This window comes from Bradyrhizobium sp. URHA0013 (assembly GCF_000518345.1).
Classification (GTDB): domain Bacteria; phylum Pseudomonadota; class Alphaproteobacteria; order Rhizobiales; family Xanthobacteraceae; genus Bradyrhizobium.
On sequence record NZ_JADK01000007.1, the window covers coordinates 158,595 to 182,051 of the forward strand.

Below are 23,457 nucleotides of genomic sequence, written 5' to 3' on the forward strand. Positions count from 1 at the left end.
CGGCTTCATTTCTCCGGCTTCTTTTCAAGCTTCTTGCCACCCGTCTTCATCTCGCGATAGCGCGCCGCACCACCTTCGCGGATGGTCTGCGGGCTGCGCTCCAGCGCCATGGCGTCATCAGGCACGTCGCGGGTGATCACCGAGCCCGAGCCGATATAGGCGCCGTTGCCAATCGTCACCGGCGCGACCAGCGAGGAGTTGGTGCCGACGAAGGCGCCCTGCCCGATAATCGTCTTGTGCTTCTTGAAGCCGTCGTAGTTGCACGTGATGGTGCCGGCGCCGATGTTGGAATTGGCGCCGATCGTGGCGTCGCCAATGTAGGAGAGATGGTTGACCTTGACGCCGGCCTCCAGCGTCGCGGCCTTGGTCTCCACGAAATTGCCGATGCGCGCGCCGTCGCCGAGCGAGGTGCCGGGCCGCAGCCGCGCATAGGGGCCGATGGAGACCTTCTTGCCGAGCTTGGTCTCGACGATATGCGAGAAGGAATGAACCACCGTGCCGTCGCCGATCGAAACGCCGGGGCCGATCACCACGAACGGCTCGATCGTCACGTCCTTGCCGAACACGGTATCGGCGGCGAGATAAACGGTTTCGGGCGCGATCAGCGTGACGCCGGCCTCCATCGCCACTTTCCGCAGCCGCGCCTGCATCACGCTTTCGGCCTCGGCGAGCTGCGCCTTGGTGTTGATGCCGCGCACTTCGTCCTCGCTGGTTTCGATCACCACGGCATCCCATCCCTTTTCGCTGACAATGCTAACCGCGTCGGTCAGATAATATTCGCCCTTGGAATTCGCATTGCCGATCTTGTCGAGGATCGCGAGCGCGCGGCGCCCGTCGATCGCCATCACCCCGGCATTGCAGAGGTCGATCTTGCGCTCCTCGGTGCTGGCATCGGCCTGCTCGCGGATCGCGACCAGCCGGTCGCCCTCGACGATGAAGCGGCCATAGCCGGCGGGATCGGCGGCCCGGAAGCCGAGCGCCGCAATCGCGGCGCCTTTGGCGAGCGGCGCGCGCAGCCGCGCAAAGGTCTCGGCCGAAATCAGCGGCGTGTCGCCGAACGCAATCAGCAAATCGTCCACGCCCCGCGCAATGGCGTCGCGCGCCGCCAGCACCGCATGCGCGGTGCCGAGCCGGTCCTGTTGCACGAAGGTGAGCGCGTCGGGGCGGATGCGCTTTGCCTCGTCCGCCACCGCCTGATGGTCGGGTCCGATCACGACCGCGAGCGAGGTGCCGGTTCCCTTGGGCGCCGCGGCGAGCACGTGGGCGAGCAGGCTCTGATGCGCGACCGAATGCAGCACTTTCGGCAGGTGTGAGCGCATACGCGTGCCTTCGCCGGCGGCGAGCACGATCGTGAGGCTGGAACGGGCGGTCATCGAAATCCTGTCAATCGGCCGAATCAAGTGGCGCCAGCGGGCGACGGCCGCCCTGATGAGCTATCGCCTTGCTACCCCCGCAAACGCCCGGAGTTCAAGTGCGACACGCTTTTCCTGTTAATGTTCCCTGATTGATTCGGGGAAGCCGGACAGGGGTTGGGCACTTAACGTTCATGGCAAAGGATTCCGACCCACTGGCGGATGCCTTCGGCGCCAAGGAGACCGGCGGGCTGTTCTCCGGACTTGTGGCCGAGGAGAGTTCGTTCGATCGCGGCATGATGTGGCGGCTGGGCTCATGGGGCGTGGCGGCCGTCGGCGCCGTGGTGCTTGCCGTGTTCGCCAACCAGGCCCAGCTCGGCTGGCGGCGCGGTCAGGTTGCGTCCGCCGATCTCGCGCGCCAGGCCGACCGGCTCCAGATCCTGACCAAGGAGAGCCAGAACGAGGCCCGCCGCCTCGCCTCCGCCATCGAGACGCTGAACACCGATCGCGACCGGCTCTATTCGCGCGTCACCGTGCTGGAGCAAGGGCTCGATTCCGTCACCGGCGCCATCGCCAAGCAGACGACAACGCCGCCGCAGGCGTCCGTTGCGAAGCCGCAGGACGCGCCGGCTTTGATCGGGCCGCCGGCGCCCGGCATCGGGCCGGTCGCCTCGACACCAGCTCCGGCCAACGACAAGCCGCGCACCGAGGCCGCAAAGGAGCCGTCGAGCCCGCCGCCACAGAGCGCAGCGGCGGCCTCGCTGGTCGCGCAGTCGCCGGCGACGAATTCGGCACTGCCGATGCTTCCGTTGGTCCCATCCAAATCGATCATGGCGCCGCCCGATCCGGCCGCCCCGAAACTGGTTCAGCCCGAGGCCGCTGAGAAGACCACTGAGAAGGCTGCCGAGAAGAAGCCCGATCCAGTGCCCGCCCCGATCGAAGTCGCCGCGGCACCAGCCAAGCCGCCGGAGGCTGCCGAAAGCGAGGCTCCCGCGATCGCGGTCCAGCAGACGCGCTTTGCGATTGATCTCGGTGGCGCCAACTCGCTCGAAGGCCTGCGTGCACTGTGGCGCGGGGTGACCAAATCCAATCCCGAGATCGCAGCGTTGCGGCCGATCATCATGATCAAGGAAGGCAACACCGGCCTCGGCATGCAGCTCCGCCTCGGCGCCGGCCCGCTCATCAACGCAGCAGCTGCGGCAAAACTCTGCGCCGGCCTCGCCGAGAACGACCGCCACTGCGAGACCACCGTGTTCGACGGCCAGCGCTTGTCGATGCGCGGCGGCCAGGAAAAGCAAGAGAAGACTCAGGATCGAGTTCAAGAGAAGAACTCAGACAAGAACCAGGACTCGGTGCCGCAAGCCGAGACCGCCCCGGCGCCCGCGCCCGCCGCCAAGCCGGACAAGCATCGCCGCAGCTATTCCTCGAAACGCTCGTCGAAGCGCGAGGAGCCCGCGCCCGCTCCTGCGGCGCAGCCGACCGCACAGCCGAAGCCGGAGACGGCGTCGGCGGGATCGACGCTGTCGTCCTTCTTCAGGCGATAGACGCGGCATCCGCTCTGCGGCGTGAAGACCGTCTCGCGGCCAACGTATCAAACGATACGAAGGCGCCCGACATAAGACGGCAGGATCCGCGACGAACATGATTCGGAGCGGAGATGGCGGACGAGATGTTTCTGCGCGAGCACCTCGCGCTCATCCGCGAGTTGGCCGAACAGGCCGACCCCCATATCAAGAAGCGATTGCTGGCCTTGGCCGAAAAATACGAACGTCGGCTAAGGGACCAGAACCGGACGATACAAACTCGCCCTTGAGAGCTCATCGGCGCACGCAACCACCTACTCGATGCGCGCTTTTTCCTTCAGGTCACGAATGCGGTTGTCAGCTTCATCCTTCGATTGAACCAGTTCCGACCAATCCTCGACCCGAGCTTGCTTGCTCAGCCGCTTGAGTTCGTCCAGTTGCTCCTGAGTTGGCTTTTCCATGCTCGCTCCTTGTATGCAGCATGCGTTGCGCGGTCACACCGTTTCAAAACCTGCGCAGCCCCAGCCTGTTCCTGGATATCTTCGGGTCAGGCGCGGCCGCCTTTAACTGGCCGCGATCGACATAAATTCACCTTCCCTGTTGCCCGTCCGCGCCATCCCGACCATATTGGCGCCATGACAAAAAAGCCCTTCCGCCTCACGCCCTACCAGGTGCAGTTCCTGATCGTCGTCGGCTTCGCCAGCGTCGGCTATGCGCTCTATCTGCGCTACCTCGGAATCGAAAACTCGCAGGTCGGTCTCGCCTGCGACGCCGGGCTTCAGACCCTGGTCTGCAAGGCGCGCTCGGTCTCGACCGTGCTGTTCAAGAATTCGGTGTTCGGCATCGTCGCGCTGGTGGTGGCGACGCTCAACCTGATGCGGCCGTCGATCGTGCTGCTCACCGTCGGCATCATCGCCGCCGGCCTCGGCATCGTGCTCTACAATATCGTGCTGTCGGGCCTGGCGATCGGCCTGTTCATTCTTGGATTTGCTCGGCCCGCGCCCGCCACAGCGTGAGCGCGAACAAGAGATAAATCGCGCAGGTCCACAGCGACTGCCAATTGTCGCGGCCTTCGTTGAACAGCACATAGGCCGCCGACAGCGTCAGCACACCGGCGAACACCGACTCCGCGATTGGACGCTGGCCGATCTGCGGCCGGTTCAGCATCAACAGCGCGAACGGCACCACCGCCATCGTCAGCGAGGCATAGGGGAAGTCGTGGTAGCGTGGGTCGAACACGAAGGCGAGCGCGGTCTGCGCCGCGATCACCGCCGTCACCGCCAGCGTCAGACCCAGCACGGCGGTGAGCTTCGACCATTTCCGGCCCTCGCGCGGACCGAGCAGATCGAGGAAGGTCGGAAGGCTGCGGCCGATCACCATCGCCTGCGCGCAGAAGATCGGCGACAGGATGCCGGCCGCGAGCAGCGTGCCCCAGAGCAGCCAGCCGCCGATGCCGTAGCTCTCGTAGTACATCTTGTCGGCGCCGATCCCGAGCAGGATGCCGGCCGAGGTCGCCGAGATCGCCACACCGAGCCAGGCCGAGAAGCGCGGCGTCCAAGGCCTGCGCCGCAACGTCAGGCCGGCCACCGCGAACACCAGCACGCAGAGGCCCATGCCGGCGCCCATGTACCATTTCCAGTAAGGGAAGTTGCTGATCGGCTGGCCGGGCGGATATTTCAGGCTCCGGCGCACCGAATCATAGAGACCCCAATAGCCGCCGACGGTACCTTCCAGCTTGCGCTTCCACGGCTGGTCGTAGGACTCGATCAGATTGACGCGGAATTTCTGCGCTTTCGCGAGACTCAGGATCTCCGAGACCACGCGCGCCTGGTTGGTGCGCGACGGCAGCGCCCCCTCGCGCATGCGCCCTTCGCTCGGCCAGCCGGTTTCGCCGATCAATATCTCCTTGCCGGGAAATGCGACCGCCATGCGCTCGCGGATCTGTTGGACATGGGACGCGGCAAACTTCGCCTTGACCGGGAAGTCCTCCCAATAGGGCAGGATGTGGATCGTGACGAAGTCGACGGCGTCATAGATCTCGCGATTCCTGAGCCAGAACTCCCAGACATCGGCATAGGTGACGGGCACGCTGACTTGCGCCTTCACGGAGCGGATGATGGAGACGAGGTCCGCGGTCGTCATCTCGCCGCGCAGCAGCACCTCGTTGCCGACGATGATGCTGGTGATGATTCCGGGGAAATCCTTGGAAAGACGAATGGCGAGCGCGGCCTGCTCGAAATTCTTGGTGCGATTGCTGGAGAGCCAGATGCCCTGGAGCACTTTCAGCCCCCCGATCCGGGCCGCGATCGCCGGCACTTGGTCGAGCCCGTTCTCCATCGCATAGGTGCGGACGCAGTCGGTGATCTCCTTGAGCTGGCGCAGGTCCTGCTCGATCTGGTCGGCCTCGATATGGGTCCATGCGTTCAGCGGCGACTGCTCGCCGCGGAACGGCGCGTAGGAGACGCACTGGACCTTGTCGGCGGGATCAATCGGGGCGCGCGCGAGCGAGATCGGCGTGGCAAGCCACCACCACACGGCAGCGATCGCACCCAGTGAAACGAGCAGAAGCGCCAGTGGCGTACGAAGAGAAATCGGTTCCGTCCTCCGCGAAGGGCCGTCGATTACCTGCTAGCACGCCGTCTGCCAAGGGGGTGACTCCGTTATGGATCCATCCCTCCCCTGAGGAATTTACCTGCGGCCGTTCGACCGAGGCCTAGGATCGTGACTTTGCTGGACAAAATTCCAGATTCAGGCCATGGACTCGGGAGGACTTTTCCGCCGCATTGGAGACCCATTTGGACGCCATCACGCTGGCGCGTCCGCGAAGGTCCTGACGCGGACGGTCAGTGATATATTGGGGAATTCATGCGGCAACGGGTGTTCGAGTTACGAAATGCGGTCCTGCGGCAGTTCGCCGCCACCTTGGCCGTTTCTTCCCTTGTCATCCTGATGGGTATCGGCGCGGCCTCCGCCCAGAGCGGCACGCCCGCCCCGGACCAGAGCAAGGCAGCAGCCCAGCCCGCCGACGCGGCCAAGGATGCCGCCCAGAACCAGCGCCGCACCGACGAATTCGCCGAAGCAGCCCAGGTCATCAGCGGCCCCGCCGGCAACCCCGAATGCGTCTGGCTCGGCCGCCGCGTGGTGCGGCTGATGTGGCGGGATGACCTCGATACCGCATTCCGCCATCTCGACCTCTACGACCGCTTCGGCTGCCCCGGCGGCCACATCCAGGCTGCGTTCCGCTGCCTGACCCGCTTCGGCGGCCAGATCGATCCCAAGGTCGCCGAGACCCTAGATAGCCGTGTGCACGCTTGCTGGATCAACCCGGCGTCGCAGCCGCAGCAGGCGGCGGCCGCGGCCTCGCAGCCGGCCGCGCCGGCAGCGGGCAATGCGCAGCCGCAGCCGGCCGCGAGCCCCTCGCCGGCGGCAAGCCCGTCACCGACGCCCCCGAAATAGCCGCGATTGTTTCAGCCTCCGTTCAGGAACGATAGGCGATAGAGGCAATTGGCACTGCTGCGAATTCCGAAATGTGCATGCCCTCATATGGTCATGAGGCGATGACAGTTGTGAAATCGCGCGGCAGAGGTATGCTCCATTTGCCGCGGACTTGGTCGGATCTCGGGGTCGGATCCGCTTCCCTGCCCCCTCAGCCCCTTTTGGTTTAGCCGCGATGCGGGTTGTCGCCGCCGTTCTGTTGCTTGTGTCCGCGCTCCACGCCGGCCTCTGGGGAGTCTTGCGCGACAAGGAACCCGCGCCCGACTTCAAGGGCTTGCTGCCCAGTGTCTCCTACGCCCCGTTCGAGGGCTCGGCTCACCCCGACATCGACAACATCCCATCGGTGGAGAAAATCCGCGCCGACCTGAAGACGCTGTCGACGATGACGCGCGCGATCCGGCTCTATTCGTCCACCGGCGGCGTGGAACTGGTGCCGCCGATCGCGGCCGAGTTCGGCCTCAAGGTTACCGTCGGCGCCTGGATCGACAAGGACAAGGATCGCAACGAGCGCGAGATCAAGGCCGCCATCGAGCTCGCCCGCAAGAACAGCAATGTCAACGGAGTCGTGGTCGGCAACGAGGTGATCTACCGCGGCGAGCAGAAGGTCGAAGACCTCATCGAGATGATCAAGAAGGTCAAGGGCTCGGTCCGGGTGCCCGTCACGACCGGCGAGATCTGGAACATCTGGCGCGACAATCCCGACCTCGGCTCGAACGTCGACTTCATCGCCGCCCACGTGCTGCCTTATTGGGAAAACTTCCGCTCGGACCAGGCGGTCGATCAGGCCGTCGACCGCTACAATCTGTTGCGCAACCTGTTCCCCGGCAAGCGCATCGTGATCGCCGAGTTCGGCTGGCCGAGCGCGGGTTACAATTTGCGCAACGCCGACCCCGGTCCGTTCCAGCAGGCACTGACCTTGCGCAACTTCGTCAGCCGCGCCGACGCCATCGGCATGGAATACAACATCGTCGAGGCCATCGATCAGCCCTGGAAGTACTTCGAAGGCGGCGTCGGTCCGTACTGGGGCATCCTCAACGCCAGCCGCGAGCCGAAATTCGCCTGGACCGGCCCGGTCGAGAATCCCGACTATTGGAAGCTGATGGGTGTAGCCCTCCTGGTCGGAATCCTGCTGTCGCTGCCGATCCTCCGGCTGCAGCAGCCCACGGCGAAGCAGGCGTTCCTGCTGTCGGCCACCGCCAATGGCGTCGGCGCCTGGGCCGCAACGGTGTTCGCGTTCTGGAACGGGCACTATTTCATCTTCGGCTCCGCCTTCGCGCTCACGCTCGGCATGATCCTGCTTGTTCCCCTCGTGCTGATCGCGATGGCGCGCATCGACGAGATCGCGGCCGTCGCGTTCGGCCGGCCGCCGCAGCGGCTGCTCACAAAGGGCAAGCCGGTCGAGAGCGTTCCGGAGAATTACTTCCCAAAAGTCTCGATCCACATCCCCGCCTATTTCGAGCCGGTCGAGATGCTCAAGCAGACGCTCGATGCGCTGTCGCGGCTGAACTATCCGAACTACGAATGCGTCGTCATCATCAACAACACGCCGGACCCTGCCTTCTGGCAGCCGATCCAGGATCATTGCCGCGCGCTCGGTGAACGCTTCAAGTTCATCAACGCCGAGAAGGTGCAGGGCTTCAAGGCCGGTGCGCTGCGCATCGCGATGGACCGCACCGCCGTCGACGCCGAGATCATCGGCATCCTCGATGCCGATTACGTCGTCGATCCCGACTGGCTGAAGGATCTCGTGCCGGCGTTCGCCGATCCCAGCGTCGGCCTGGTGCAGGCGCCGCAGGAACATCGCGACGGCGATCTGTCGATCATGCACTACATCATGAACGGCGAATATGCCGGCTTCTTCGACATCGGCATGGTCCAGCGCAACGAGACCAACGCCATCATCGTGCACGGCACGATGTGCCTGATCCGCCGTGCCGCGATGGACATGGCCGGCGGCTGGTCGTCCGACACGATCTGCGAGGACTCTGATCTCGGCCTTTCGATCCAGCAGCTCGGCTGGACCACGCACTACACTAACCACCGTTACGGCCAGGGCCTGCTCCCCGACACCTACGAGGCCTTCAAGAAGCAGCGTCACCGCTGGGCCTATGGCGGCCTCCAGATCGTCAAGAAGCACTGGCGGAATTTCCTGCCGGGACGGAGCCGGCTGACGCCCGACCAGAAGCGCGAATACGGCCTGGGCTGGCTGAACTGGTTGGGCGCCGAGAGCCTCGGCGTGGTCGTGGCGCTGCTCAACCTGGTCTGGGTGCCGATCGTCGCCTTCGCCGACATCGCCATCCCCGACAAGATCCTGACGCTGCCGATCATCGGCGCCTTCGTCGTCTCGCTCGCGCACTTCTTGTCAATGTACCGCGCGCGCGTCGCGATCAAGCCCGGCCAGATGCTGGGCGCGATGATCGCCGCGATGAGCGTGCAGTGGACGGTGTCGCGCGCGGTGGCGCAAGGACTGATCACCGAGCACATCGCGTTCGCGCGCACGTCCAAGGGTGGCCTGTCCCGGATGTCGATCGAGTTCCAGGCGTTCTGGGAGGCGGTGATCGGCGCCCTGCTCCTGATCGGCGCCGGCGTGCTGGTGGCCTCCAACAGCTATCGCCAGATCACCGAGATCTACATCTTCGCCGGCGTGCTGGTGCTGCAGAGCCTGCCGTTCCTGGCTGCAGTCGCGATCGCCATCCTCGAGCTCAGCCGCATCAACTCGTTCCAGTTCTGGCGCGACAGCGCGATCCGCACTGCCGAACTGATCGGCCTGCGCCCGGTCGCGCTGCCGACCCCCGCCGGCACGCCGCAGCAATTGCCGGTGCCGAGCGAGGTCCGGCGGGAAGCGAACTGACAGGGCCCCGAACGCGACATCCGGCCCATCGGCGAACGTCGCGGGTTCTTCGGCGTGGATGGCCGCCCGCCACTCCGGTCGAAGATCTCGGCTCAAGCATTGGAAACGGCGAGCGAATTCCCTCTGTTGCCTTCAACTTCGGCAGCCACCCGAGCTATTGACCTCCGCGCCCCATCCCCCTACACAGCGCGGGCCGAAAGCATGATCCGGAAACAGCCGGTTTTTCCGCAACGCTTGCGTCGATGTGGCGGCAAGACATGCTTTTCCAAATGTCCGAAGACGATGGCGATCTCTTTGAAGCCATCAGCGGCCATGGGAGCGCGTAGCTCAGCCGGTAGAGCACGTGACTTTTAATCACGGGGTCCTGGGTTCGAGCCCCAGCGCGCTCACCACATTAAGCAATTACTTACGCCGAGACGACGCGCTCCGATAAGACTGTCTGTCGGCAGTTCGGTTGCCGGTGTAGCACGCGCGGCGCTTCGATGCCCCCTCTGCATCGCGCGCGGCAGGCGCGCCGCGGACATGAGGCCCGACTGGACGGCAAAGGTCCTGCATCGGTGATCGCTGCCCCGTCGCTCTGTGACTATCGCCGGAATGAATGCTCGATCTCGCGCAGCATTGCCAAGACCCGGTCAGTATACCGCCCGTAGGACAATTTCTGGTCCGCGAGACTCGCCGCCAGGACGAGAGCAGCTATGGCCACGCCCTTGATCATGGGCCTTTCCGCTTTTGCGTCACCAGTCGCAACGGGATGTTATGCAGGTTGGCGCGGCCTCGCACCGCTGGTTCTGTTCTGCCCAACGCCTGCGCGATCTCGTCGGGTCGACACCCGGCCGCCGCCATCGCCAGCAGTTGTTGATGCTCCTCCGGTGTCCACCTCCGGATCAACGGATAGCGTGACTGTGCCATCGCCCGGCGTCCCCAGCCTGTTGCCAGTTTATCCTCGGCTGCATTTGCTGAGTCGCGCCTTAACCTATGATAGCGACCCCCCGCAGGACGGGGCGAGCGGATGGCGCCGGACTGGCGAGTCCACAGGGCCAAGGCTTGGATGCAGGCTCCACGGCGCCGCAAGCCGGTAGTTTTCCGGGCTGTAGATTTTCGCCGGTCTTAATAATTCTGGCGAATGATCGGTCCGATGACTGGAGTCCTCGACCATCAAGCAGAAGCCATCGCCGCGATGCAGAAGGCGATCGCCGCGACCTGTCCCGCCGAGCGGTTGAAGTGGCTGCGGACCGCCTTGGCCTGGAAGGACCTTGCAAGCTTGGCGAAGGGCAAGGCGGCAGCCTGAAGGTCACAGCCAACCCCTGCTAGCCGCTCAAGATCTCGCGCAGTTTTCGATCATCTTCCCGAGTGCGGAGCGGAGAACCGGCTTCTCCAATCGGGGACATTGCGGAAGCCAACTGACAATCCATCGGATGTGTGGCTGGTCAGGAAGAAAAATGGCAAGCCGCGACCACGAGTGATCTCCGCCACCAGTTCGGTCGTTTCATCGCCAAGCCTCAGGTCGAGAATGGCCAAATCGAAGTCAGCCACCCGCGCAACTTCGATTGCTTCCTTCAGGGTGCCTGCTTCGGCGACGACTTCGCGACCCAACTCTTCGAGCATGTCGCAGACCATCATACGGATGACGGATCAGCGCGACGTCCTCCACGACCAAGATTGAGAGTGCGCCCATGCTTCGTCTCGTTGGCCTGATGTCAATGTATGTCGCGTCATGCGGCCCGGCAGTTCCTGGGGCCTCGGCACCCTCTTGTGTTCACTTTTGGACACATTCTGGGGAAAGAAAGCCGGGCAACATTGTAGGTCAGCCATTGGAGACGGAGTAAACATGACAGCGCCGCCGCCTCTCATCCTGGTGGTTGAGGATGAATATCCATTGCAGGCGGTGGTCGAGGAAGCCCTGCTGGAGGCAGGCTTCGCGACTGACATCCTGTCGTCTGCCGAGGAAGCTCTGACTCTCTTCAGAAGCGGTATGAAGGAGTACCGGGCGCTCGTCGCGGATGTAAACCTCAAGGGCAGGCTCAGCGGCTGGGACTTGGCCAGACAGGTCAGAGAACGAGAGCCGACGTTGCCCATAGTCTACATGACCGGTGGCGTGGCGGACGATTGGGGCTCGCAAGGGGTCCCAAGCAGCATCTTGTTGCAGAAGCCGTTCGCGACGGCCCAGCTCATCACTGCGGTTTCGCAGCTCCTCAATCACGTCACTCGTGAGTAAAACCGCCGTCACCCATTCACTGGCTCTCGTAGCCGGCCACCATCCCAAGCGTGGCGGCGGGAACCAAGCTCGGCAATGAAAGTTTTTCATCTCAGGTGGCCGTTCAGGCTTTGCCTGCAATGACGCAGGATATCTTCATGTGCGGCAAATGCGATGAAATCGACGAGAAGATCGCGCACCATAACCGGTTGTTGTCTCTTATTACTGACAAGGTCGCGAGAGACGGCATCGCCGGCTTGATCGAGGAAATGAAGACGGAGAAAGCTGCACTTCATCCCGAACCAGAGGAGAAGTAACAGTGCACTCGCTGCCGAGCCAAGTTTTGCACGGAGCCTTTCGTCCGGATTTCAGGCATGCCGCGCTATTTTTTCCACGTCCGGGGTGTTGAACCGAGCACCGACCCTGAAGGCGAAGACCTGCCGGACGCTAAAGCGACCTGGCGAGAGGCCACGGTTTTTGCCGCCGACCTTCTGAAGAACATGCAGGGTCGACTTGAACCGGGCCACGAATGGCACCTGGAGGTCACCGACGAGGCCGGAACGTCGATCTTCAACATTTACATCAGCGCGCAGAACGGCCGATAGCCTCACTCTGTTGGAGGGGTTTGGCCGGAACGATCCAACGGCCGGGCGATTGCCTCTTTGAGTAGGAGTTGCGTCATGCGTCATGCGCCGTCGATTGTGCCGCTGGATCGGCTCGACCGTGAGATTTACCTGGTGCTGGAAGACTTCGGCGCGCGCGCCGGCTGCTCCTGGCGCGAGACCGACGAGCAGGATACCGACGTCGAGACCATCATCCGCGACCTACTTTCCGGGCAGTACGCGTATCCCGTCCGTATTGTCGCCTTCAACGCGATCGAGGGCCGGTCTCGCGATGCCACCAGCGAGATCGCAGATGAGCTTGCCGAGCGTGTCACGAGCAGCGAGATCACGCCGGCCTTGCAGGCCTTCGTCCGGGCAAATGCTTCCCGACCTTTTGCTGTACAACTGGCGCTCCCTCTACGGGGAGCCGCCTGACTGCAAATCTGCGATCACGATGTTGCGTGGGATTGATGCGATGACAGTGCGCTAAACAGGCACAGTTATCGAAGGTTCGCGCTTCCCTTTGGCTTTATTTTTTGGTACCAAAATAAATGAAACCAGCGAAAAAGATTCGTGCCAAAAAACATCGCGGCCGCCCCGCGACTGGTCAGGGCGTCCAGATCGGCACGCGCTGGCCGGAATCGACTGTCGCTCAGATCGACGCATGGGCGTCGGGACAGCAAGATACTCCCGCTCGTTCTGAATCCATCCGTCGGCTGGTCGAGATTGGCTTGGGCAAACCCGCCCCTGCCCTCACGGTTACGTCTGCCGCCAAGGCCTCGTCCGAGCGGGCTCGGGAAATGGCGGGCAGCGCAATCGACAAGCTCAAAGACAACAAAGCGAGCCCGGATGACCAGGCCAGCCGCAAGCGGCGGCTCGTCAAGGGGCCCGAGGAATTCCAGAACGTTCGACGCGACCGGCCAAATCGAAAATGAATTGACCGGCGCCCGCTTGGTCAATCTCGACTGAAGGCAGAAAGCAAATGATCAAACCCAAGCGGTCCGCCGCGCAACAAGTGGCGGACGAAGCCGAACGAAGGACCCTCAATCCGATAGGATCGAGACAGACTATAGCCGACAGTCAAGCCACGCCCGAGTTTCAGGAAAACCTGAAACGCCTGAAGTCCGAGCGGCTGGAGCGTGAGGCTCGACTGAATCCGAAGCGCAAGGTCTGATTTGGGCTGATCCCGCTTTCGCCTCGCCTCGCCTGGTGGGGCCGGTCAGGCGAACGAGCCGCGTCGGATGGAGGGTGCAGAAGGTCATGGAATGTTGAATCGTCGGTGGATGATCTTCCTGTTGGTTTCCGTGGTAATTGTTTGCTCGATCTTCGCAGGCGCTCGATACTATCTAAGCAAATGCCATGGCATGGATGCGTGCGCGGCCGCCGAAGCCGAGAGCCACGAGCGCGACAAGCCAACCGAGCCACAATAGTTTTCGGGTGAAACGCCGGCCCGCAATAGCGGCTCCGGAGCCGCGGCGGGTGCAAGGTCGAAGGTGCTAATCCACCGTTTTACAACCTGGGGAAAACTCCCTGCAGGTCAGCGCGCCTGCATTTTCCGAATCGCCTGTGCGTGCTCGCTGCCTCAGTATGTTCTGCTTGTGGGGGGCGCGTGAGCCAGTTTTTGTCCGTGCTGCTGTTGGCGACCGCTATGACTCTGACCCTGTGCTTCGGGGTGGCGGCGTGGCGCCAATCCGCTGTGAGAGACGTCGATATCACTGCCACCATTCCCCATCAGGAAAACGGCTGGCGAGCGAGGCCGACGAACTAAAGCACCTTCCGTTGCGCTATCCACCGTAGTTCGAACAGTTCGATGAACGGTCTCTTGATCTCGCGCTTGGGCCTGTACCCATAACTGAGTACGCGTGAATGTCAGCGGCCGCTGATCGTAGCAATCAACGACCATGTCGAGCAGATCACCGGTAACGGACAAAGCTGCACGCACCGCACCACCGCTGCCGATGAAGCGCCGGCGAATTTCGCGACGAAAGTCAGAAGACCGCGACGGCGGACTACACCACGCCGCCGAAGTCGATGCCTTCCTTGGCGAGCGCCTCGGCTTCCTCGGCGGACGCTGTCGGCTTCGTCTCGAGGTAGGGACGCTCAGTCGCCGGCAGAATGGTGCGAATGTTCTGGCCGTCTGTCCGCGTGATGCGAGCAACCCAGCGCTTGGGGCCGTGCTCAACTTGCTCGATATGGTACTGCTTGTACGTAATCATGACTCACGGACGCAACTGACGCTGGCGGAAGGTTCCCTTTATATCCAACGGGACGCCTCCGGACAACGATTTCTTAGAGTGAGGTTAAGATCGCCGGCGTGAACCCGTTCAGCGATCATTCAGCCGCTCAGTCGTAGGCATATTGCGATTGGGAGGAGATCCGATGATCGGTGCAGTCGTCGCAACCTTGCTGGCTCTACAGCTCGGTGAGGTTCATCAGGTTCAATACCGCGTCCCTGTACACCCACCGCCGTGCGGCAACGGCTGGGACGTCGGCGCCCGCGACGGCATGTGCTACCCCAACGGCTACTTGCCGCCGCAAGAACAGGCCGCACGGCAATACTATGGTGGCGGCAGGGGCTCTGGCCACTACCCCGTTCCTTGCGGACACGGTGCCGATATCGATACCCGCGACGGCCAGTGCTACCCGAACGGAACGGTTCCGCCGCAGTTTCAACAGGGCCGGCAAGGCTATTACGGCGATGATTATTACGAGCGCCGTCCACGGCGCCGTTACTATTGAACGGCCCCTCGGGGTAAGCCCGCGGCCCCTAATAATCGCTTCTTCGGATCCGTGGTGACGGTGCCGGACTGCACTGTCACCTGCATTCTTTCAATTCCAAGTCGGGCAAAAGCCCCGCTCGCGTGAGCCCGCCAAGTGAGCGCGGACATGGTCCCAGATCACTTGGTCCCAGGTGACTTGCCTGACCCTATCTTCAGCTCTCCGGGGCCGAAACTGTAGCAGGCACGCTCAGCGGCGCTCCTCCAACTGAAACGGGACCTACAGATTTCGACTGCCGGGCGAGCCGCTTGCGGATCGCTGCGGACAGTCCGTAGCGCGCATGCGCTCTTCGAACGGAGGACGTGACGTCCGACATCATGGCATTTTGCAGCGAGTCGATCTTCGCAATCAGCGTGGACAGCTGCGAAGATACCTTCTTCACATCGACGCGTTCGTCCGTGATGCTCTGTCGCAGCGAAAGCAGCACCATGGAATCCGCCTGCAGCACAGCCGCGTTTTGCTGCAGTGCCTGGTTGCTCTCCTGCAGCGAAGCCGTGTGTTGCTGCTGGGTCGACTGAATGTCCTTCAAGGCGGCGACAACCGGATCCGGCTTTGGCGCTGAAGCCTCTTGCCGCGGTAGCAGATCCGCCAGGCTGCTCAGGTTCAGCGACGGCAGGCCGGACGGCCATGTGTAGATCGCCGCCGCGCCGTTGATGGCGAGGGCACACACCGACAGCGCCATGACCGACGTGCGGCTGGAGCGCTTGATCGGTTCTGGAGCGTCCAAGCTTGCGGGTTCGTCGGCCGCGATGGCCGCAGCCAGTGCTGCAGGGTCGAGCTGTTCGACAAGGCCTTGCGTTTCGAAAGTCGTGGTCATGGCATTGACCCCAAATGAGCGAGCAACAGGAAGCCGTCGCCGGAACGTCCTCGCGACGGCTCCCTTACGCAGCACCCATCTACAACTGTCTAAAATTGTGGGCTTTTCAGCTTAATTCCACGTTAGCGACCGCGGCCTGCCGCAGACCCCACCACCCCGGCCGACTACGGGGGCGTACGACAGACATGACACGCAGGCCGGCGCGAGAGCTCCTCCCGATCCCGGGAAGCCGCCGCGTCCCGAAGCGGATTTTCCGAAGCTGGCAAACTACCCCTGTTTTGCCCGACGAGTCAACGGCGTCTCCGCCGGAGGCAAGACCGCCGTGTGCCAAAAAGAAAGCGTTGCGCCAGCGGGACTTAGCTACTGTGCATGGGGTTGTTTTCGCGATTTTGGCCACCGCCTGCTCCTGCGCCGGCCCCCTGTCCCAAAAGCCGCGAGACAACCCGCTCAAAAAGTGTAGGATTCGACAAAACAGGGAGGAACGGCATGTTTGAAATCAGCGGTTTCGACACGGCAGGAATCGTCAGCCTCAAGCGGCTGTCACTCACCGCCGCCCTCAAGAAGGCCAAGGAGCTTATTGCTGACGGGTGCTGGGGCGTTCAGGTGATTGGTCCAGGTGGCCAGGTCTACACCTCGTTCGAGGAGCAAGCCGCGTAGCCGCCCGCCTTCGGCATCAATCTTCGGCATCATTCGGAAAGCACCCGACCGATCGCGCGCCGCGCGCTCTGGCCGTTGCGGTGATCGACGTGAAAACCCCAGCGCCTGGTGGAGCGCTGGGGCGTTTCAAAATATCAATTGGTGAAGCAATGAGGCCTTCGTAGCAGCGATCCCGACCATCGCTTGTGAACTGCTTCACACGTCCTTCGATCTTTCCACACCTTGCCGAGGCTCAACTGCCGCGCGCCGTGCCGTTGCCAATCAACTCGTTTGGGAGCACGCTCTCTCCAGGCGCGCAGACGCCGCTCAGGGAGAAAGCCATGAAGGACACGGGCCTGGATCATCGCCACCGCGACAAGGATGGCGCGATCAGCAAGAAGCACGGCAACACGCTGGTCGGTACGTTGCGCAAGATCTACGGCAAGGGTTTTGCCGCCGGCTATCCGGATACGACTGAACTCAGCGAGGTCTTGCACCAGCTGAACGAGACATCGCTAAGCCAGTTGCGTCGCGATCACGACACCGGGCATCTCGGCCACAAGATCGACCACGTCCCGAAGTGACGGCCTCCCCTCGTCCCAACTTCAGGTAGTTGCAATCAACTTCGCTGCCGGGTGTCTCGGCGAATTTGCCGTTTGAGCCCTCGCCGCCCGAGCGCTAGGATGAGCCTTTTACGGAGGCTCATTTGAAACAGCTCATTGTCATCACCGCCATTGCCCTCGCCGTGACGGCTCCCGCCCGCTCGCAGGCCCTCGTCGATCCCAACAAGGTCGCTCCCGAATATCGCGAGGCGGCCGAGAAGCGGCGGGCCGAGCAGATGCGGCAGCGCGAATGCGCGCTGAAGGCAGATCTCGAGAAGGTGCTGCCCAGGGATCGCACCGTCTACCTCAACCATTGCCTGGACACGATGGCGGCCAAGCAATAGGCGGCTGTTTCAAGCGGCTTGAAGTCCCGGACGCGTTCAAGCTTTCTTCAGACATTTGGGATCACCTGACGATCCATTTCCATCAGTCATTGTCGATCGACCGCGCATGAGTTTCGTCCAGATTCAGTGCACGCGCTGCAAGACCGTGTTCCGCGACCGCGCGGGACGGTTGCAGGACGGCTATTCCAGGCAATGTCCGAGCTGCGAGGTGGTGCTGTTCTTCGCGGAGGATTCGCCGAACCCTCAGGTCAAGCAGGCCATGAAGCGCGCGCGCAAGGTTCGCAAGGAGCAGCGCGAAACCGAAATGGCCAGGGTGTCCGCGCCGCAACCGCGCGCCAATTTTTCGCGGGCCCACACCGGACGGATACAGCTCTCGTCGGAGGACGACGGGGACTAGCTCACCCGCGCTTCCGCGGAAACAGGCGGTCGCGGATATAGCGCGAGGTCGGCGTCAGGCGGATGCCGCGCGGCTTCTGCCAGACGGCGCGGTCGATCTCGTTCTTGTCGCCGATCGCGAGCCTGCCCTTGGCGCCCTTGGCGATGAATATCGCGTCGCTCATCTTGCGGCCGGAGCGCTTGTTCCTGGCCGTCACTTCCTTCCAGAGGCTGATCCGGCCGAGCTTCAGCTTGGGCAGCTCTTCCTTGATCTCCCGCCGCAGGCAGTCCTTGTCGGACTCGCGCGCGCGCTTGCGGCCGCCCGGGAACATCCACAGGCCGTCCGACCGGCGCCTGACCAACAATACCTTGCCGCGCTTGGCGGCGACCAGCTTGGAAGACTTCGCCATGTCCGCCGTAATCGAGAACAGAATCGAGCCCATGGTAACTTGTCTAGTCGGATAGACAAGTTCCGTGGACCTTGATCACACGGGGCTAAGGCCGCCAGGTCTGATTGACTCCGGCAGGCAGGCCGATCCGCCGTTCGAGGCGCCCGGTCAGCCCTCGCCCGTCGCTGTCCCCGCCCTCGACCCCGCCTCTGCCCGATCCTCCGTTCTGATCCAGGCCATCATCATCTCCCAGGCCACCGACAGGATGATCGGGCCGATGAACAGGCCGACGATGCCGTGGGCAAGCGTGCCGCCGATCACGCCGACGAAGATGACGATGGTCGGCGTGGTCAGGCCGCGCCCCATCACCAGCGGCTTCAACATGGTGTCGAGGAAGCCGACGACGACGAGAAACACGGTGAGCAGCAGCGCGGTGGTGACGTCCTTGGCGGTCCATATCCAGATGATCACCGGCAGCAGCACCAGGAAGGCGCCGATCTGCACGATCGAGAGCAGCAGCACGATGAAGGCGAGCAGGCCTGCGCTCGGCACCGCGGCAAGCTTGAAGCCGATGCCGGCGAGCAATGCCTGCACGATCGCGACGCCGATCACGCCTTGCGCCACGGCACGGATGGTTGCGCCTGCGAGCCCCAGGAAATGCTCGCTCTGTTCGGGCACGATGCGAAACAAGAAGCCGCGGCCGGCCGCAACCAGCCTTGGCCCGTGCGGAAACAGGAAGCCGGCCACGAACACCGAGACCAGGAACTGGAGCGTGCCGACGCCGGCGTCACCCGCGAGCCCAAGCAACGGTCCCGCCAGCGGCTGGAGATACGGCGCCACCTCGCGCAGCACCGCGCGGATGTTGTTGTAGGCCTGCTCCCACAAATCGAATAGCCAGGGGCCAACGAGCGGCCACGATTTGAGCTGCTCCGGCGCCGACTGAAGCGCGAGGTCGCCGGTGCCGAGCTGGTGCGCCAGCTCGCGCACGCCGTCCACTGCGCTGATGCCGAGCCAGGTCGCAGGACCGATGACGATGCCGAGCGTGATCAGGGTCAGGATCGCCGCTGCGGTCTTGGGCCGGCCGCCCAGGATCTTCGCGACCCAGCTGAAGGCCGGGTAGAACGCGACCGCGAGCACGCCGCTCCAGGCAAGGATCGGCACGAAGGGGCGGATGATCAGGAAGGTCCAGATGATCAGCAGGCCGAGCAGGCCGACGCGGATCACGAGCTGGATGATGTCCTCGCCCGTCAGGAGCTGACGCAGACTTTTCACGGGCACGGCTTTCCTTGCGGCATTGACGCGGGTTCCGCCACTTGCGCGGCCCAGCGTTATTGCCAGCCGCGCACCCGGCGTCAAGGCGACGGGGCCGGCCCGAGCCGGTGATTAGGAACGCATCGGGCCATTCGGCATTCCGAGACGATGGCACGCCGCCCCAGAGAGCCCGTCGCACACGCAGGCATTCACCGCGGCGTGCACTTTTCGCTGAAGCCAAACGCGGCACCGGGCTATTGGCGCTACGCCTATGCCGTCGGCGACAGGGCCCGCTGCGGGCGCGTGCAAGGCAGGCTGCCGTTGCTCGCCATCAGGCGCGTACAGATGCGCATCGACCGGGACATGCGGAGCAACCGGACCGGCGATTGATCTTGCGACAGCGCCGCGCGCGGCGAGCGCGCCGGCAAGGCCGGCAACCGGATGCCGGCTTGGCTAACGACGGTTAACCGGATTTCCGCCGACCGGTTTACGCCGTTGCAAAGGCGGGCACCTAGGCTTCCGTCGAGGTCCCCCAAACCACTTTCGGTGCAATGGCCAATAGCATCTGGACGATCGAAGAATTCACCTGCCCGGGTTGCAGCATGAACTACACCGCGACAAGGGAGGAGCACGCCGAAGCGCATTCCGGCAGCTTCAAGTGCAGCATCTGCAGCGGCGTGGTGCACACCTGGTCCGGCAAGCATCATTTCTTCGGCTGGGAAGCGGTGAAGGCCAAGCCACCCGTGTTCGGAAGACGCTGGGCCGGAGCGGGCTGGTAGACTGCTTCCAGCGGACCCAGACCCGCTACTCCCGTCAACGCTGCCTGCCCGAACTGCGGCTTCTGCTACTCTGCGGCACCGGTTAACATCCGCGCCCCGCAACTGAAGCCGACACGCAATGACCTCACCCTTCATTCCCCAGATCGCCCTTTACCGCACCTGGCTCGCCGAACAGCGCGGCCTTACCTTCGCAAGCTACGAGGAGATGCGGCAATGGTCGGTGCGCGATCTCGACGGGTTCTGGCACAGCATCTGGGACTATTACGATCTGCAATCGCCAACGCCGTTTGCGACCGTGATCACCGAGCGCAAGATGCCCGGCGCGGTCTGGTTTTCCGGCGCCCAGGTTAACTATGCCCGGCAGGTGTTCCGCCATGTGGAGGCGGCTGACGCCGCCGGCCTGCCAGCGATCGTCAGTTCCGGCGAGGACGGCAGGCTTTGCGAGACGAGCTGGCCGGAGCTGCGGCGCAAGGCGGCTGCCCTCGCGCTGCATCTGAAAGAAAAAGGCATCAGGCCCGGCGACCGGGTCGCCGCCTATCTGCCCAACATCCCCGAGACCATCATCGCATTCCTGGCGAGCGCCAGCATCGGCGCGATCTGGAGCGTGTGCGCGCCCGACATGGCCGCACCCGCCGTGATCGACCGCTTCAAGCAGATCGAACCGAAAGTGCTGATCGCCTGCGACGCAGTCACCTATGCCGGACGCCGGCACGATCGCAAAGACGTCCTCGCCGAGCTGCGGCGATCGCTGCCGACGGTCGAGCACGTCATTCTGCACAGCGACGCCGCCGCGCGCCCAGCGGCGGACGCCCTGCTCTCCGACATTGTCGCAGCAACGGGCGCCGCGATCGACGCGTTCGAGCCAGCGTGGCTGCCGTTCGATCATCCGCTCTGGATCGTCTATTCCAGCGGCACCACCGGTCTGCCGAAGCCGATCGTGCACGGCCATGGCGGCATCGTCATCGTGGTGCTGGCGCTGCTGGGATTGCACAACGATCTCGGCTGCTCCTACCACGAGAACTCGTTCGGCGAGCGCTATCACTGGTACTCTTCGACGGGCTGGATCATGTGGAACAGCCAGATCGGCGGCCTGCTCGGCGGCACCACCTGCTGCATCTTCGACGGCAGCCCCGGCGGCGCCAGGGACAAGCCGGACTGGACCACGTTGTGGCGCTTCGTCGCGCAATCCAAAGCGACCTTCTTCGGTGCGGGCGCCGCGTTCTTCGCCAACTGCGCCAAGGCCGAGATCGACCTCACCGCCGCCGGTGATCTCTCACAGCTTCGATGTCTCGGCTCGACCGGCTCTCCGCTGAGCGCCGACACGCAAGCCTGGTTCAACGACCGCTTCGCGGCGCTCGCGAAGATCAACGGCAGCAAGGCGCAGGCCGATATCTGGTGGGCCAACATCTCCGGCGGCACCGATTTCGCCGGCGCCTTCATTGGCGGAAATCGCGAACTGCCGCAGACGCCGGGCGCGATGCAGTGCCGTCTGCTGGGTGCCGCCGTGGAAGCCTTCGACGAACAGGGCCGCGCCGTCATCGGCGAGGTCGGCGAGCTCGTCTGCACCGAGCCGATGCCGTCGATGCCGCTCTATTTCTGGAACGACAAGGGCGATGCGCGCTATCGCGCGAGCTATTTCGAGACCTATCCGGACAATTTCGACGGCAGCGGCCGCGGGCCGGTGTGGCGGCATGGCGACTGGCTCAAGGTCGACCCGGACGGCTCCTGCATCATCTATGGCCGCAGCGATGCCACCATCAACCGGCATGGCCTGCGCATGGGCACGAGCGAACTCTACTCCGCGATCGAGGCCTTGCCGGAGGTGCTGGATTCCCTCGTCGTCGATCTCGAATATCTCGGCCGTGACAGCTACATGCCGCTGTTCGTGGTGCTGCGCGAAGGCGTCGCCTTCGACGGCGCGATGCGGGCGAGGATCAACAAGGCGATCGAGGCAGGCCTCTCCCGCCGCTTCCTGCCCAACGAGATTTTTGCGGTCGCCGAGATCCCGCGCACGCTCTCGGGCAAGAAGCAGGAGCTGCCGATCAAGAAGCTGCTGCTCGGCCAGCCCGTCGAGAAGGTCATCAACCGGGAGGCGATGGCCAATCCCGCCTGCCTCGACTGGTACCTTGTATTTGCACGCGACTATCTGGCGCGGACCGAGACTTGAGGGGAGATCGCCCCAATTGCGCCGATGCCGTTTGGACTCCGTTCACCGATCGCCGCTAGAGCAGGATGGATCTTCCGAAAACGAACGCGCGCCATGGCCGACCTCAACGCCGTCCTCACCAGGCTCAACGACCGTCTGCTCCGCCTCGAGGGCGAGTTGTTCGTGCTGCGCTCGCTGGCCCGCGCGACGCTGACGGCGGGCGATGACCACGCGGCGCGAATGCGCAAGCTGGTCGAGGCCGCAAAGGTCGCGCTCGACGATGAGGCCACCCGCCCCCTCGACAAGCCGACGCGCAAATATGTCGATGCGGCGACCGCGCTGGTGGAGGAATTGCTGGTCGAGCCGACCCAGGCACGGCCGTTGTTCACCGTCATCGACGGCGGCCGGCGCGACTGAGCGTCAAATTGACTGACCGTCGTCCGTCGCAGCGATATCACCTGACTTGAGCCGGCTGAGGCCGGCTTCGATGATCGCGATCTCCTCGTCGATCTGACCGATCGGCAGGCTGAAGTCGTAGCCGGACCTGCTCTTCAGATCGACCGCAAGCCGCTGTCTGTGCATCATCAGCTCGTCAAGGCCGCGCCGGTTCTTCAGCCGGACATAGACGTCGACGATCTGCTCAATCGCGCTCGGCATGAAATCGGTCCCGGCGAAAAGCCCGCACGGCGCACCCACGCCGGCGGGACGATCTCGGTGTCGCGGTACGCAATACAAATCCGCGACGGATTCGTCGATACGCCAAGCTGGTTGAGATCATGTTACCGTCAGATGATTTCGTGATGGCCGCGCATGAAAAAGCCGCTGGCGATCATGCCAGCGGCCAAATCCGGGTTCGAAAACGGATACGGGTTGAAATGTCGCCAGCCCCGGTTGGTCCACGTTCTACCGGCAAATCCTGGATCTCTGTGTTAAAAACGAAACACAGGAACAGGCCTATCTCTAATCGCCGCCCGACCGTGGCGGTGTGGCACGGCTAGTCTGTGACGCAGAAATAGTTGCGCGGCAGCCTGCGGTAGGCGCTGTAGCGGTAATGCGGCCGGTACGCGTAGCCGCGATAGAGCGCCGGCGGCTCCTGGCCGTAATAGGCGCCGTGATAGAAATTGATGACCGGCCCTTCCGCGCAGCGATAGGTGTCCCAGGTCGGACCGATGAAGGGCGCCACACCAACCTCAGGCGGAACCACCGGATAGGGCTGTCCGCCGGCGCGCGCCGGAAGGGTTGCGACCAGGGCCGCGAGAAGGACAAACCACGCGCTCCGCATGCGTTCGCTCCGAGCCGATGCCATCCGCGTATGGAAGCACC

General features: G+C 63.6%; 30 protein-coding genes and 1 tRNA gene. 21 read left to right on the forward strand and 10 right to left on the reverse strand.

Annotation, left to right across the window (positions count from 1 at the left end):
- Positions 1 to 5: 5 nt before the first annotated feature.
- On the reverse strand, positions 6 to 1,373 hold the full coding sequence (gene glmU, locus N551_RS0110885) for a bifunctional UDP-N-acetylglucosamine diphosphorylase/glucosamine-1-phosphate N-acetyltransferase GlmU (protein ID WP_027567014.1): 1,368 nt from the start codon (positions 1,371 to 1,373) through the stop codon (positions 6 to 8).
- 173 nt (positions 1,374 to 1,546) lie between these two features.
- Between glmU and N551_RS0110890 the strand changes: the two genes are divergently transcribed.
- Together N551_RS0110890 and N551_RS38720 are read left to right on the forward strand one after the other, a co-directional pair.
- A complete protein-coding gene (locus tag N551_RS0110890; protein ID WP_027567015.1) occupies positions 1,547 to 2,896 on the forward strand; it encodes a hypothetical protein in 1,350 nt (449 codons plus the stop codon).
- 113 nt (positions 2,897 to 3,009) lie between these two features.
- On the forward strand, positions 3,010 to 3,165 hold the full coding sequence (locus N551_RS38720) for a hypothetical protein (RefSeq protein ID WP_197031127.1): 156 nt from the start codon (positions 3,010 to 3,012) through the stop codon (positions 3,163 to 3,165).
- Between the two features lie 24 nt (positions 3,166 to 3,189).
- On the opposite strand, the gene N551_RS37855 is transcribed toward N551_RS38720, so the two are convergent.
- On the reverse strand, positions 3,190 to 3,336 hold the full coding sequence (locus N551_RS37855; RefSeq protein ID WP_155809610.1) for a hypothetical protein: 147 nt from the start codon (positions 3,334 to 3,336) through the stop codon (positions 3,190 to 3,192).
- A gap of 174 nt (positions 3,337 to 3,510) precedes the next feature.
- On the opposite strand from N551_RS37855, the gene N551_RS0110905 reads away from it, so the two are divergent.
- Complete coding sequence (locus N551_RS0110905; RefSeq protein ID WP_027567016.1) at positions 3,511 to 3,891, forward strand: hypothetical protein; 381 nt, start codon at positions 3,511 to 3,513, stop codon at positions 3,889 to 3,891.
- On the opposite strand, the gene N551_RS0110910 is transcribed toward N551_RS0110905, so the two are convergent.
- Positions 3,851 to 5,410 (reverse strand): beta-1,6-glucan synthase, encoded by a 1,560-nt coding sequence (locus N551_RS0110910; protein WP_035961251.1) that lies wholly within the window; start codon positions 5,408 to 5,410, stop codon positions 3,851 to 3,853. The two genes, N551_RS0110905 and N551_RS0110910, sit on opposite strands and share 41 nt — an antisense overlap.
- 330 nt (positions 5,411 to 5,740) lie before the next feature.
- Here N551_RS0110910 and N551_RS0110915 point away from each other — a divergent pair, with 330 nt between their 5' ends.
- The 4 genes from N551_RS0110915 (at position 5,741) to N551_RS37860 (ending at position 10,509) form a co-directional block, all read left to right on the forward strand.
- A complete protein-coding gene (locus N551_RS0110915) occupies positions 5,741 to 6,331 on the forward strand; it encodes a hypothetical protein (RefSeq protein WP_027567018.1) in 591 nt (196 codons plus the stop codon).
- 214 nt (positions 6,332 to 6,545) lie between these two features.
- Positions 6,546 to 9,221 (forward strand): glycosyltransferase, encoded by a 2,676-nt coding sequence (locus N551_RS0110920; protein WP_027567019.1) that lies wholly within the window; start codon positions 6,546 to 6,548, stop codon positions 9,219 to 9,221.
- A 316-nt stretch (positions 9,222 to 9,537) separates the two neighbouring features.
- A tRNA-Lys gene (locus N551_RS0110925) sits at positions 9,538 to 9,613 on the forward strand.
- 743 nt (positions 9,614 to 10,356) lie between these two features.
- Positions 10,357 to 10,509, forward strand: a complete 153-nt coding sequence (locus N551_RS37860; RefSeq protein WP_155809612.1) for a hypothetical protein — start codon at positions 10,357 to 10,359, stop codon at positions 10,507 to 10,509.
- Between the two features lie 50 nt (positions 10,510 to 10,559).
- On the opposite strand, the gene N551_RS35320 is transcribed toward N551_RS37860, so the two are convergent.
- Positions 10,560 to 10,826, reverse strand: a complete 267-nt coding sequence (locus N551_RS35320; protein ID WP_197031128.1) for a response regulator — start codon at positions 10,824 to 10,826, stop codon at positions 10,560 to 10,562.
- Between the two features lie 223 nt (positions 10,827 to 11,049).
- On the opposite strand from N551_RS35320, the gene N551_RS0110945 reads away from it, so the two are divergent.
- The 6 genes from N551_RS0110945 to N551_RS0110970 all read left to right on the forward strand — a co-directional run bounded on the left by N551_RS0110945 (position 11,050) and on the right by N551_RS0110970 (position 13,191).
- Entirely contained in the window at positions 11,050 to 11,436 is a 387-nt protein-coding gene (locus N551_RS0110945) for a response regulator (protein ID WP_027567020.1), read from the forward strand.
- A 50-nt stretch (positions 11,437 to 11,486) separates the two neighbouring features.
- Complete coding sequence (locus N551_RS37865; RefSeq protein ID WP_155809613.1) at positions 11,487 to 11,732, forward strand: hypothetical protein; 246 nt, start codon at positions 11,487 to 11,489, stop codon at positions 11,730 to 11,732.
- 57 nt (positions 11,733 to 11,789) lie between these two features.
- Complete coding sequence (locus N551_RS0110955) at positions 11,790 to 12,020, forward strand: hypothetical protein (protein WP_027567021.1); 231 nt, start codon at positions 11,790 to 11,792, stop codon at positions 12,018 to 12,020.
- 75 nt (positions 12,021 to 12,095) lie between these two features.
- Positions 12,096 to 12,452: a hypothetical protein gene (locus N551_RS0110960; RefSeq protein WP_027567022.1), complete on the forward strand. Its 357-nt coding sequence runs from the start codon at positions 12,096 to 12,098 to the stop codon at positions 12,450 to 12,452.
- A 116-nt stretch (positions 12,453 to 12,568) separates the two neighbouring features.
- A complete protein-coding gene (locus N551_RS35325; RefSeq protein WP_035961253.1) occupies positions 12,569 to 12,952 on the forward strand; it encodes a hypothetical protein in 384 nt (127 codons plus the stop codon).
- A gap of 47 nt (positions 12,953 to 12,999) precedes the next feature.
- On the forward strand, positions 13,000 to 13,191 hold the full coding sequence (locus N551_RS0110970; RefSeq protein ID WP_027567023.1) for a hypothetical protein: 192 nt from the start codon (positions 13,000 to 13,002) through the stop codon (positions 13,189 to 13,191).
- 835 nt (positions 13,192 to 14,026) lie between these two features.
- Here the strand turns inward: N551_RS0110970 and N551_RS0110975 are convergent.
- Complete coding sequence (locus N551_RS0110975) at positions 14,027 to 14,233, reverse strand: hypothetical protein (RefSeq protein ID WP_027567024.1); 207 nt, start codon at positions 14,231 to 14,233, stop codon at positions 14,027 to 14,029.
- Between the two features lie 163 nt (positions 14,234 to 14,396).
- On the opposite strand from N551_RS0110975, the gene N551_RS37870 reads away from it, so the two are divergent.
- Complete coding sequence (locus N551_RS37870) at positions 14,397 to 14,756, forward strand: hypothetical protein (RefSeq protein ID WP_155809614.1); 360 nt, start codon at positions 14,397 to 14,399, stop codon at positions 14,754 to 14,756.
- Between the two features lie 193 nt (positions 14,757 to 14,949).
- On the opposite strand, the gene N551_RS0110985 is transcribed toward N551_RS37870, so the two are convergent.
- Entirely contained in the window at positions 14,950 to 15,612 is a 663-nt protein-coding gene (locus N551_RS0110985; RefSeq protein WP_027567026.1) for a hypothetical protein, read from the reverse strand.
- Positions 15,613 to 16,098: 486 nt separating this feature from the next.
- Between N551_RS0110985 and N551_RS38725 the strand changes: the two genes are divergently transcribed.
- The 4 genes from N551_RS38725 (at position 16,099) to N551_RS0111005 (ending at position 17,591) form a co-directional block, all read left to right on the forward strand.
- Entirely contained in the window at positions 16,099 to 16,269 is a 171-nt protein-coding gene (locus tag N551_RS38725) for a hypothetical protein (protein WP_007590796.1), read from the forward strand.
- Positions 16,270 to 16,589: 320 nt separating this feature from the next.
- Positions 16,590 to 16,832, forward strand: a complete 243-nt coding sequence (locus N551_RS0110995) for a hypothetical protein (RefSeq protein ID WP_007590794.1) — start codon at positions 16,590 to 16,592, stop codon at positions 16,830 to 16,832.
- 122 nt (positions 16,833 to 16,954) lie between these two features.
- Complete coding sequence (locus N551_RS0111000) at positions 16,955 to 17,194, forward strand: hypothetical protein (protein WP_027567027.1); 240 nt, start codon at positions 16,955 to 16,957, stop codon at positions 17,192 to 17,194.
- A gap of 106 nt (positions 17,195 to 17,300) precedes the next feature.
- On the forward strand, positions 17,301 to 17,591 hold the full coding sequence (locus tag N551_RS0111005; protein WP_027567028.1) for a hypothetical protein: 291 nt from the start codon (positions 17,301 to 17,303) through the stop codon (positions 17,589 to 17,591).
- 1 nt (position 17,592) lies between these two features.
- Here N551_RS0111005 and N551_RS0111010 read toward each other — a convergent pair whose 3' ends face one another.
- Together N551_RS0111010 and N551_RS0111015 are read right to left on the reverse strand one after the other, a co-directional pair.
- Entirely contained in the window at positions 17,593 to 18,012 is a 420-nt protein-coding gene (locus N551_RS0111010; RefSeq protein WP_035961255.1) for an NUDIX hydrolase, read from the reverse strand.
- Between the two features lie 114 nt (positions 18,013 to 18,126).
- Positions 18,127 to 19,236 (reverse strand): AI-2E family transporter, encoded by a 1,110-nt coding sequence (locus N551_RS0111015; RefSeq protein WP_027567029.1) that lies wholly within the window; start codon positions 19,234 to 19,236, stop codon positions 18,127 to 18,129.
- Between the two features lie 524 nt (positions 19,237 to 19,760).
- On the opposite strand from N551_RS0111015, the gene N551_RS0111025 reads away from it, so the two are divergent.
- From N551_RS0111025 to N551_RS0111035, 3 genes are all read left to right on the forward strand, one after another.
- Positions 19,761 to 19,988 (forward strand): hypothetical protein, encoded by a 228-nt coding sequence (locus N551_RS0111025; protein WP_027567031.1) that lies wholly within the window; start codon positions 19,761 to 19,763, stop codon positions 19,986 to 19,988.
- A gap of 118 nt (positions 19,989 to 20,106) precedes the next feature.
- Positions 20,107 to 22,155, forward strand: a complete 2,049-nt coding sequence (locus N551_RS0111030) for an acetoacetate--CoA ligase (protein ID WP_027567032.1) — start codon at positions 20,107 to 20,109, stop codon at positions 22,153 to 22,155.
- 93 nt (positions 22,156 to 22,248) lie between these two features.
- Positions 22,249 to 22,551 carry a hypothetical protein gene (locus N551_RS0111035; RefSeq protein WP_027518070.1) on the forward strand — a complete coding sequence of 101 codons (303 nt, stop codon included), beginning with the start codon at positions 22,249 to 22,251 and terminating at the stop codon, positions 22,549 to 22,551.
- 3 nt (positions 22,552 to 22,554) lie between these two features.
- Here the strand turns inward: N551_RS0111035 and N551_RS0111040 are convergent, their stop codons facing one another.
- On the reverse strand, positions 22,555 to 22,791 hold the full coding sequence (locus tag N551_RS0111040; protein WP_027567033.1) for a hypothetical protein: 237 nt from the start codon (positions 22,789 to 22,791) through the stop codon (positions 22,555 to 22,557).
- Between the two features lie 337 nt (positions 22,792 to 23,128).
- The gene (locus tag N551_RS0111045) at positions 23,129 to 23,416 is read right to left on the reverse strand and encodes a hypothetical protein (RefSeq protein ID WP_027567034.1); all 288 of its coding nucleotides are present in this window, start codon (positions 23,414 to 23,416) and stop codon (positions 23,129 to 23,131) included.
- Positions 23,417 to 23,457 lie beyond the last annotated feature (41 nt).

What these genes read in the sequence shown, in the direction of transcription:
- N551_RS37870 (WP_155809614.1), top strand. Translation starts at nt 14,397, where the DNA reads ATGATCGGTGCAGTCGTCGCAACCTTGCTGGCTCTACAGCTCGGTGAG.
- N551_RS0110985 (WP_027567026.1), bottom strand. Translation starts at nt 15,612, where the DNA reads ATGACCACGACTTTCGAAACGCAAGGCCTTGTCGAACAGCTCGACCCT.
- N551_RS0111030 (WP_027567032.1), top strand. Translation starts at nt 20,107, where the DNA reads ATGACCTCACCCTTCATTCCCCAGATCGCCCTTTACCGCACCTGGCTC.
- N551_RS0110945 (WP_027567020.1), top strand. Translation starts at nt 11,050, where the DNA reads ATGACAGCGCCGCCGCCTCTCATCCTGGTGGTTGAGGATGAATATCCA.
- N551_RS0111025 (WP_027567031.1), top strand. Translation starts at nt 19,761, where the DNA reads ATGGCCAATAGCATCTGGACGATCGAAGAATTCACCTGCCCGGGTTGC.
- N551_RS0110915 (WP_027567018.1), top strand. Translation starts at nt 5,741, where the DNA reads ATGCGGCAACGGGTGTTCGAGTTACGAAATGCGGTCCTGCGGCAGTTC.
- N551_RS35325 (WP_035961253.1), top strand. Translation starts at nt 12,569, where the DNA reads ATGAAACCAGCGAAAAAGATTCGTGCCAAAAAACATCGCGGCCGCCCC.
- N551_RS0110970 (WP_027567023.1), top strand. Translation starts at nt 13,000, where the DNA reads ATGATCAAACCCAAGCGGTCCGCCGCGCAACAAGTGGCGGACGAAGCC.
- N551_RS38720 (WP_197031127.1), top strand. Translation starts at nt 3,010, where the DNA reads ATGGCGGACGAGATGTTTCTGCGCGAGCACCTCGCGCTCATCCGCGAG.
- N551_RS0111005 (WP_027567028.1), top strand. Translation starts at nt 17,301, where the DNA reads ATGAGTTTCGTCCAGATTCAGTGCACGCGCTGCAAGACCGTGTTCCGC.
- N551_RS0111035 (WP_027518070.1), top strand. Translation starts at nt 22,249, where the DNA reads ATGGCCGACCTCAACGCCGTCCTCACCAGGCTCAACGACCGTCTGCTC.
- glmU (WP_027567014.1), bottom strand. Translation starts at nt 1,373, where the DNA reads ATGACCGCCCGTTCCAGCCTCACGATCGTGCTCGCCGCCGGCGAAGGC.
- N551_RS35320 (WP_197031128.1), bottom strand. Translation starts at nt 10,826, where the DNA reads ATGCTCGAAGAGTTGGGTCGCGAAGTCGTCGCCGAAGCAGGCACCCTG.
- N551_RS0111045 (WP_027567034.1), bottom strand. Translation starts at nt 23,416, where the DNA reads ATGCGGAGCGCGTGGTTTGTCCTTCTCGCGGCCCTGGTCGCAACCCTT.
- N551_RS0110995 (WP_007590794.1), top strand. Translation starts at nt 16,590, where the DNA reads ATGAAGGACACGGGCCTGGATCATCGCCACCGCGACAAGGATGGCGCG.
- N551_RS0110975 (WP_027567024.1), bottom strand. Translation starts at nt 14,233, where the DNA reads ATGATTACGTACAAGCAGTACCATATCGAGCAAGTTGAGCACGGCCCC.
- N551_RS0110905 (WP_027567016.1), top strand. Translation starts at nt 3,511, where the DNA reads ATGACAAAAAAGCCCTTCCGCCTCACGCCCTACCAGGTGCAGTTCCTG.
- N551_RS0110955 (WP_027567021.1), top strand. Translation starts at nt 11,790, where the DNA reads ATGCCGCGCTATTTTTTCCACGTCCGGGGTGTTGAACCGAGCACCGAC.
- N551_RS0110960 (WP_027567022.1), top strand. Translation starts at nt 12,096, where the DNA reads ATGCGTCATGCGCCGTCGATTGTGCCGCTGGATCGGCTCGACCGTGAG.
- N551_RS0110920 (WP_027567019.1), top strand. Translation starts at nt 6,546, where the DNA reads ATGCGGGTTGTCGCCGCCGTTCTGTTGCTTGTGTCCGCGCTCCACGCC.
- N551_RS38725 (WP_007590796.1), top strand. Translation starts at nt 16,099, where the DNA reads ATGTTTGAAATCAGCGGTTTCGACACGGCAGGAATCGTCAGCCTCAAG.
- N551_RS0110890 (WP_027567015.1), top strand. Translation starts at nt 1,547, where the DNA reads ATGGCAAAGGATTCCGACCCACTGGCGGATGCCTTCGGCGCCAAGGAG.
- N551_RS37855 (WP_155809610.1), bottom strand. Translation starts at nt 3,336, where the DNA reads ATGGAAAAGCCAACTCAGGAGCAACTGGACGAACTCAAGCGGCTGAGC.
- N551_RS0111010 (WP_035961255.1), bottom strand. Translation starts at nt 18,012, where the DNA reads ATGGGCTCGATTCTGTTCTCGATTACGGCGGACATGGCGAAGTCTTCC.
- N551_RS37860 (WP_155809612.1), top strand. Translation starts at nt 10,357, where the DNA reads ATGACTGGAGTCCTCGACCATCAAGCAGAAGCCATCGCCGCGATGCAG.
- N551_RS0111040 (WP_027567033.1), bottom strand. Translation starts at nt 22,791, where the DNA reads ATGCCGAGCGCGATTGAGCAGATCGTCGACGTCTATGTCCGGCTGAAG.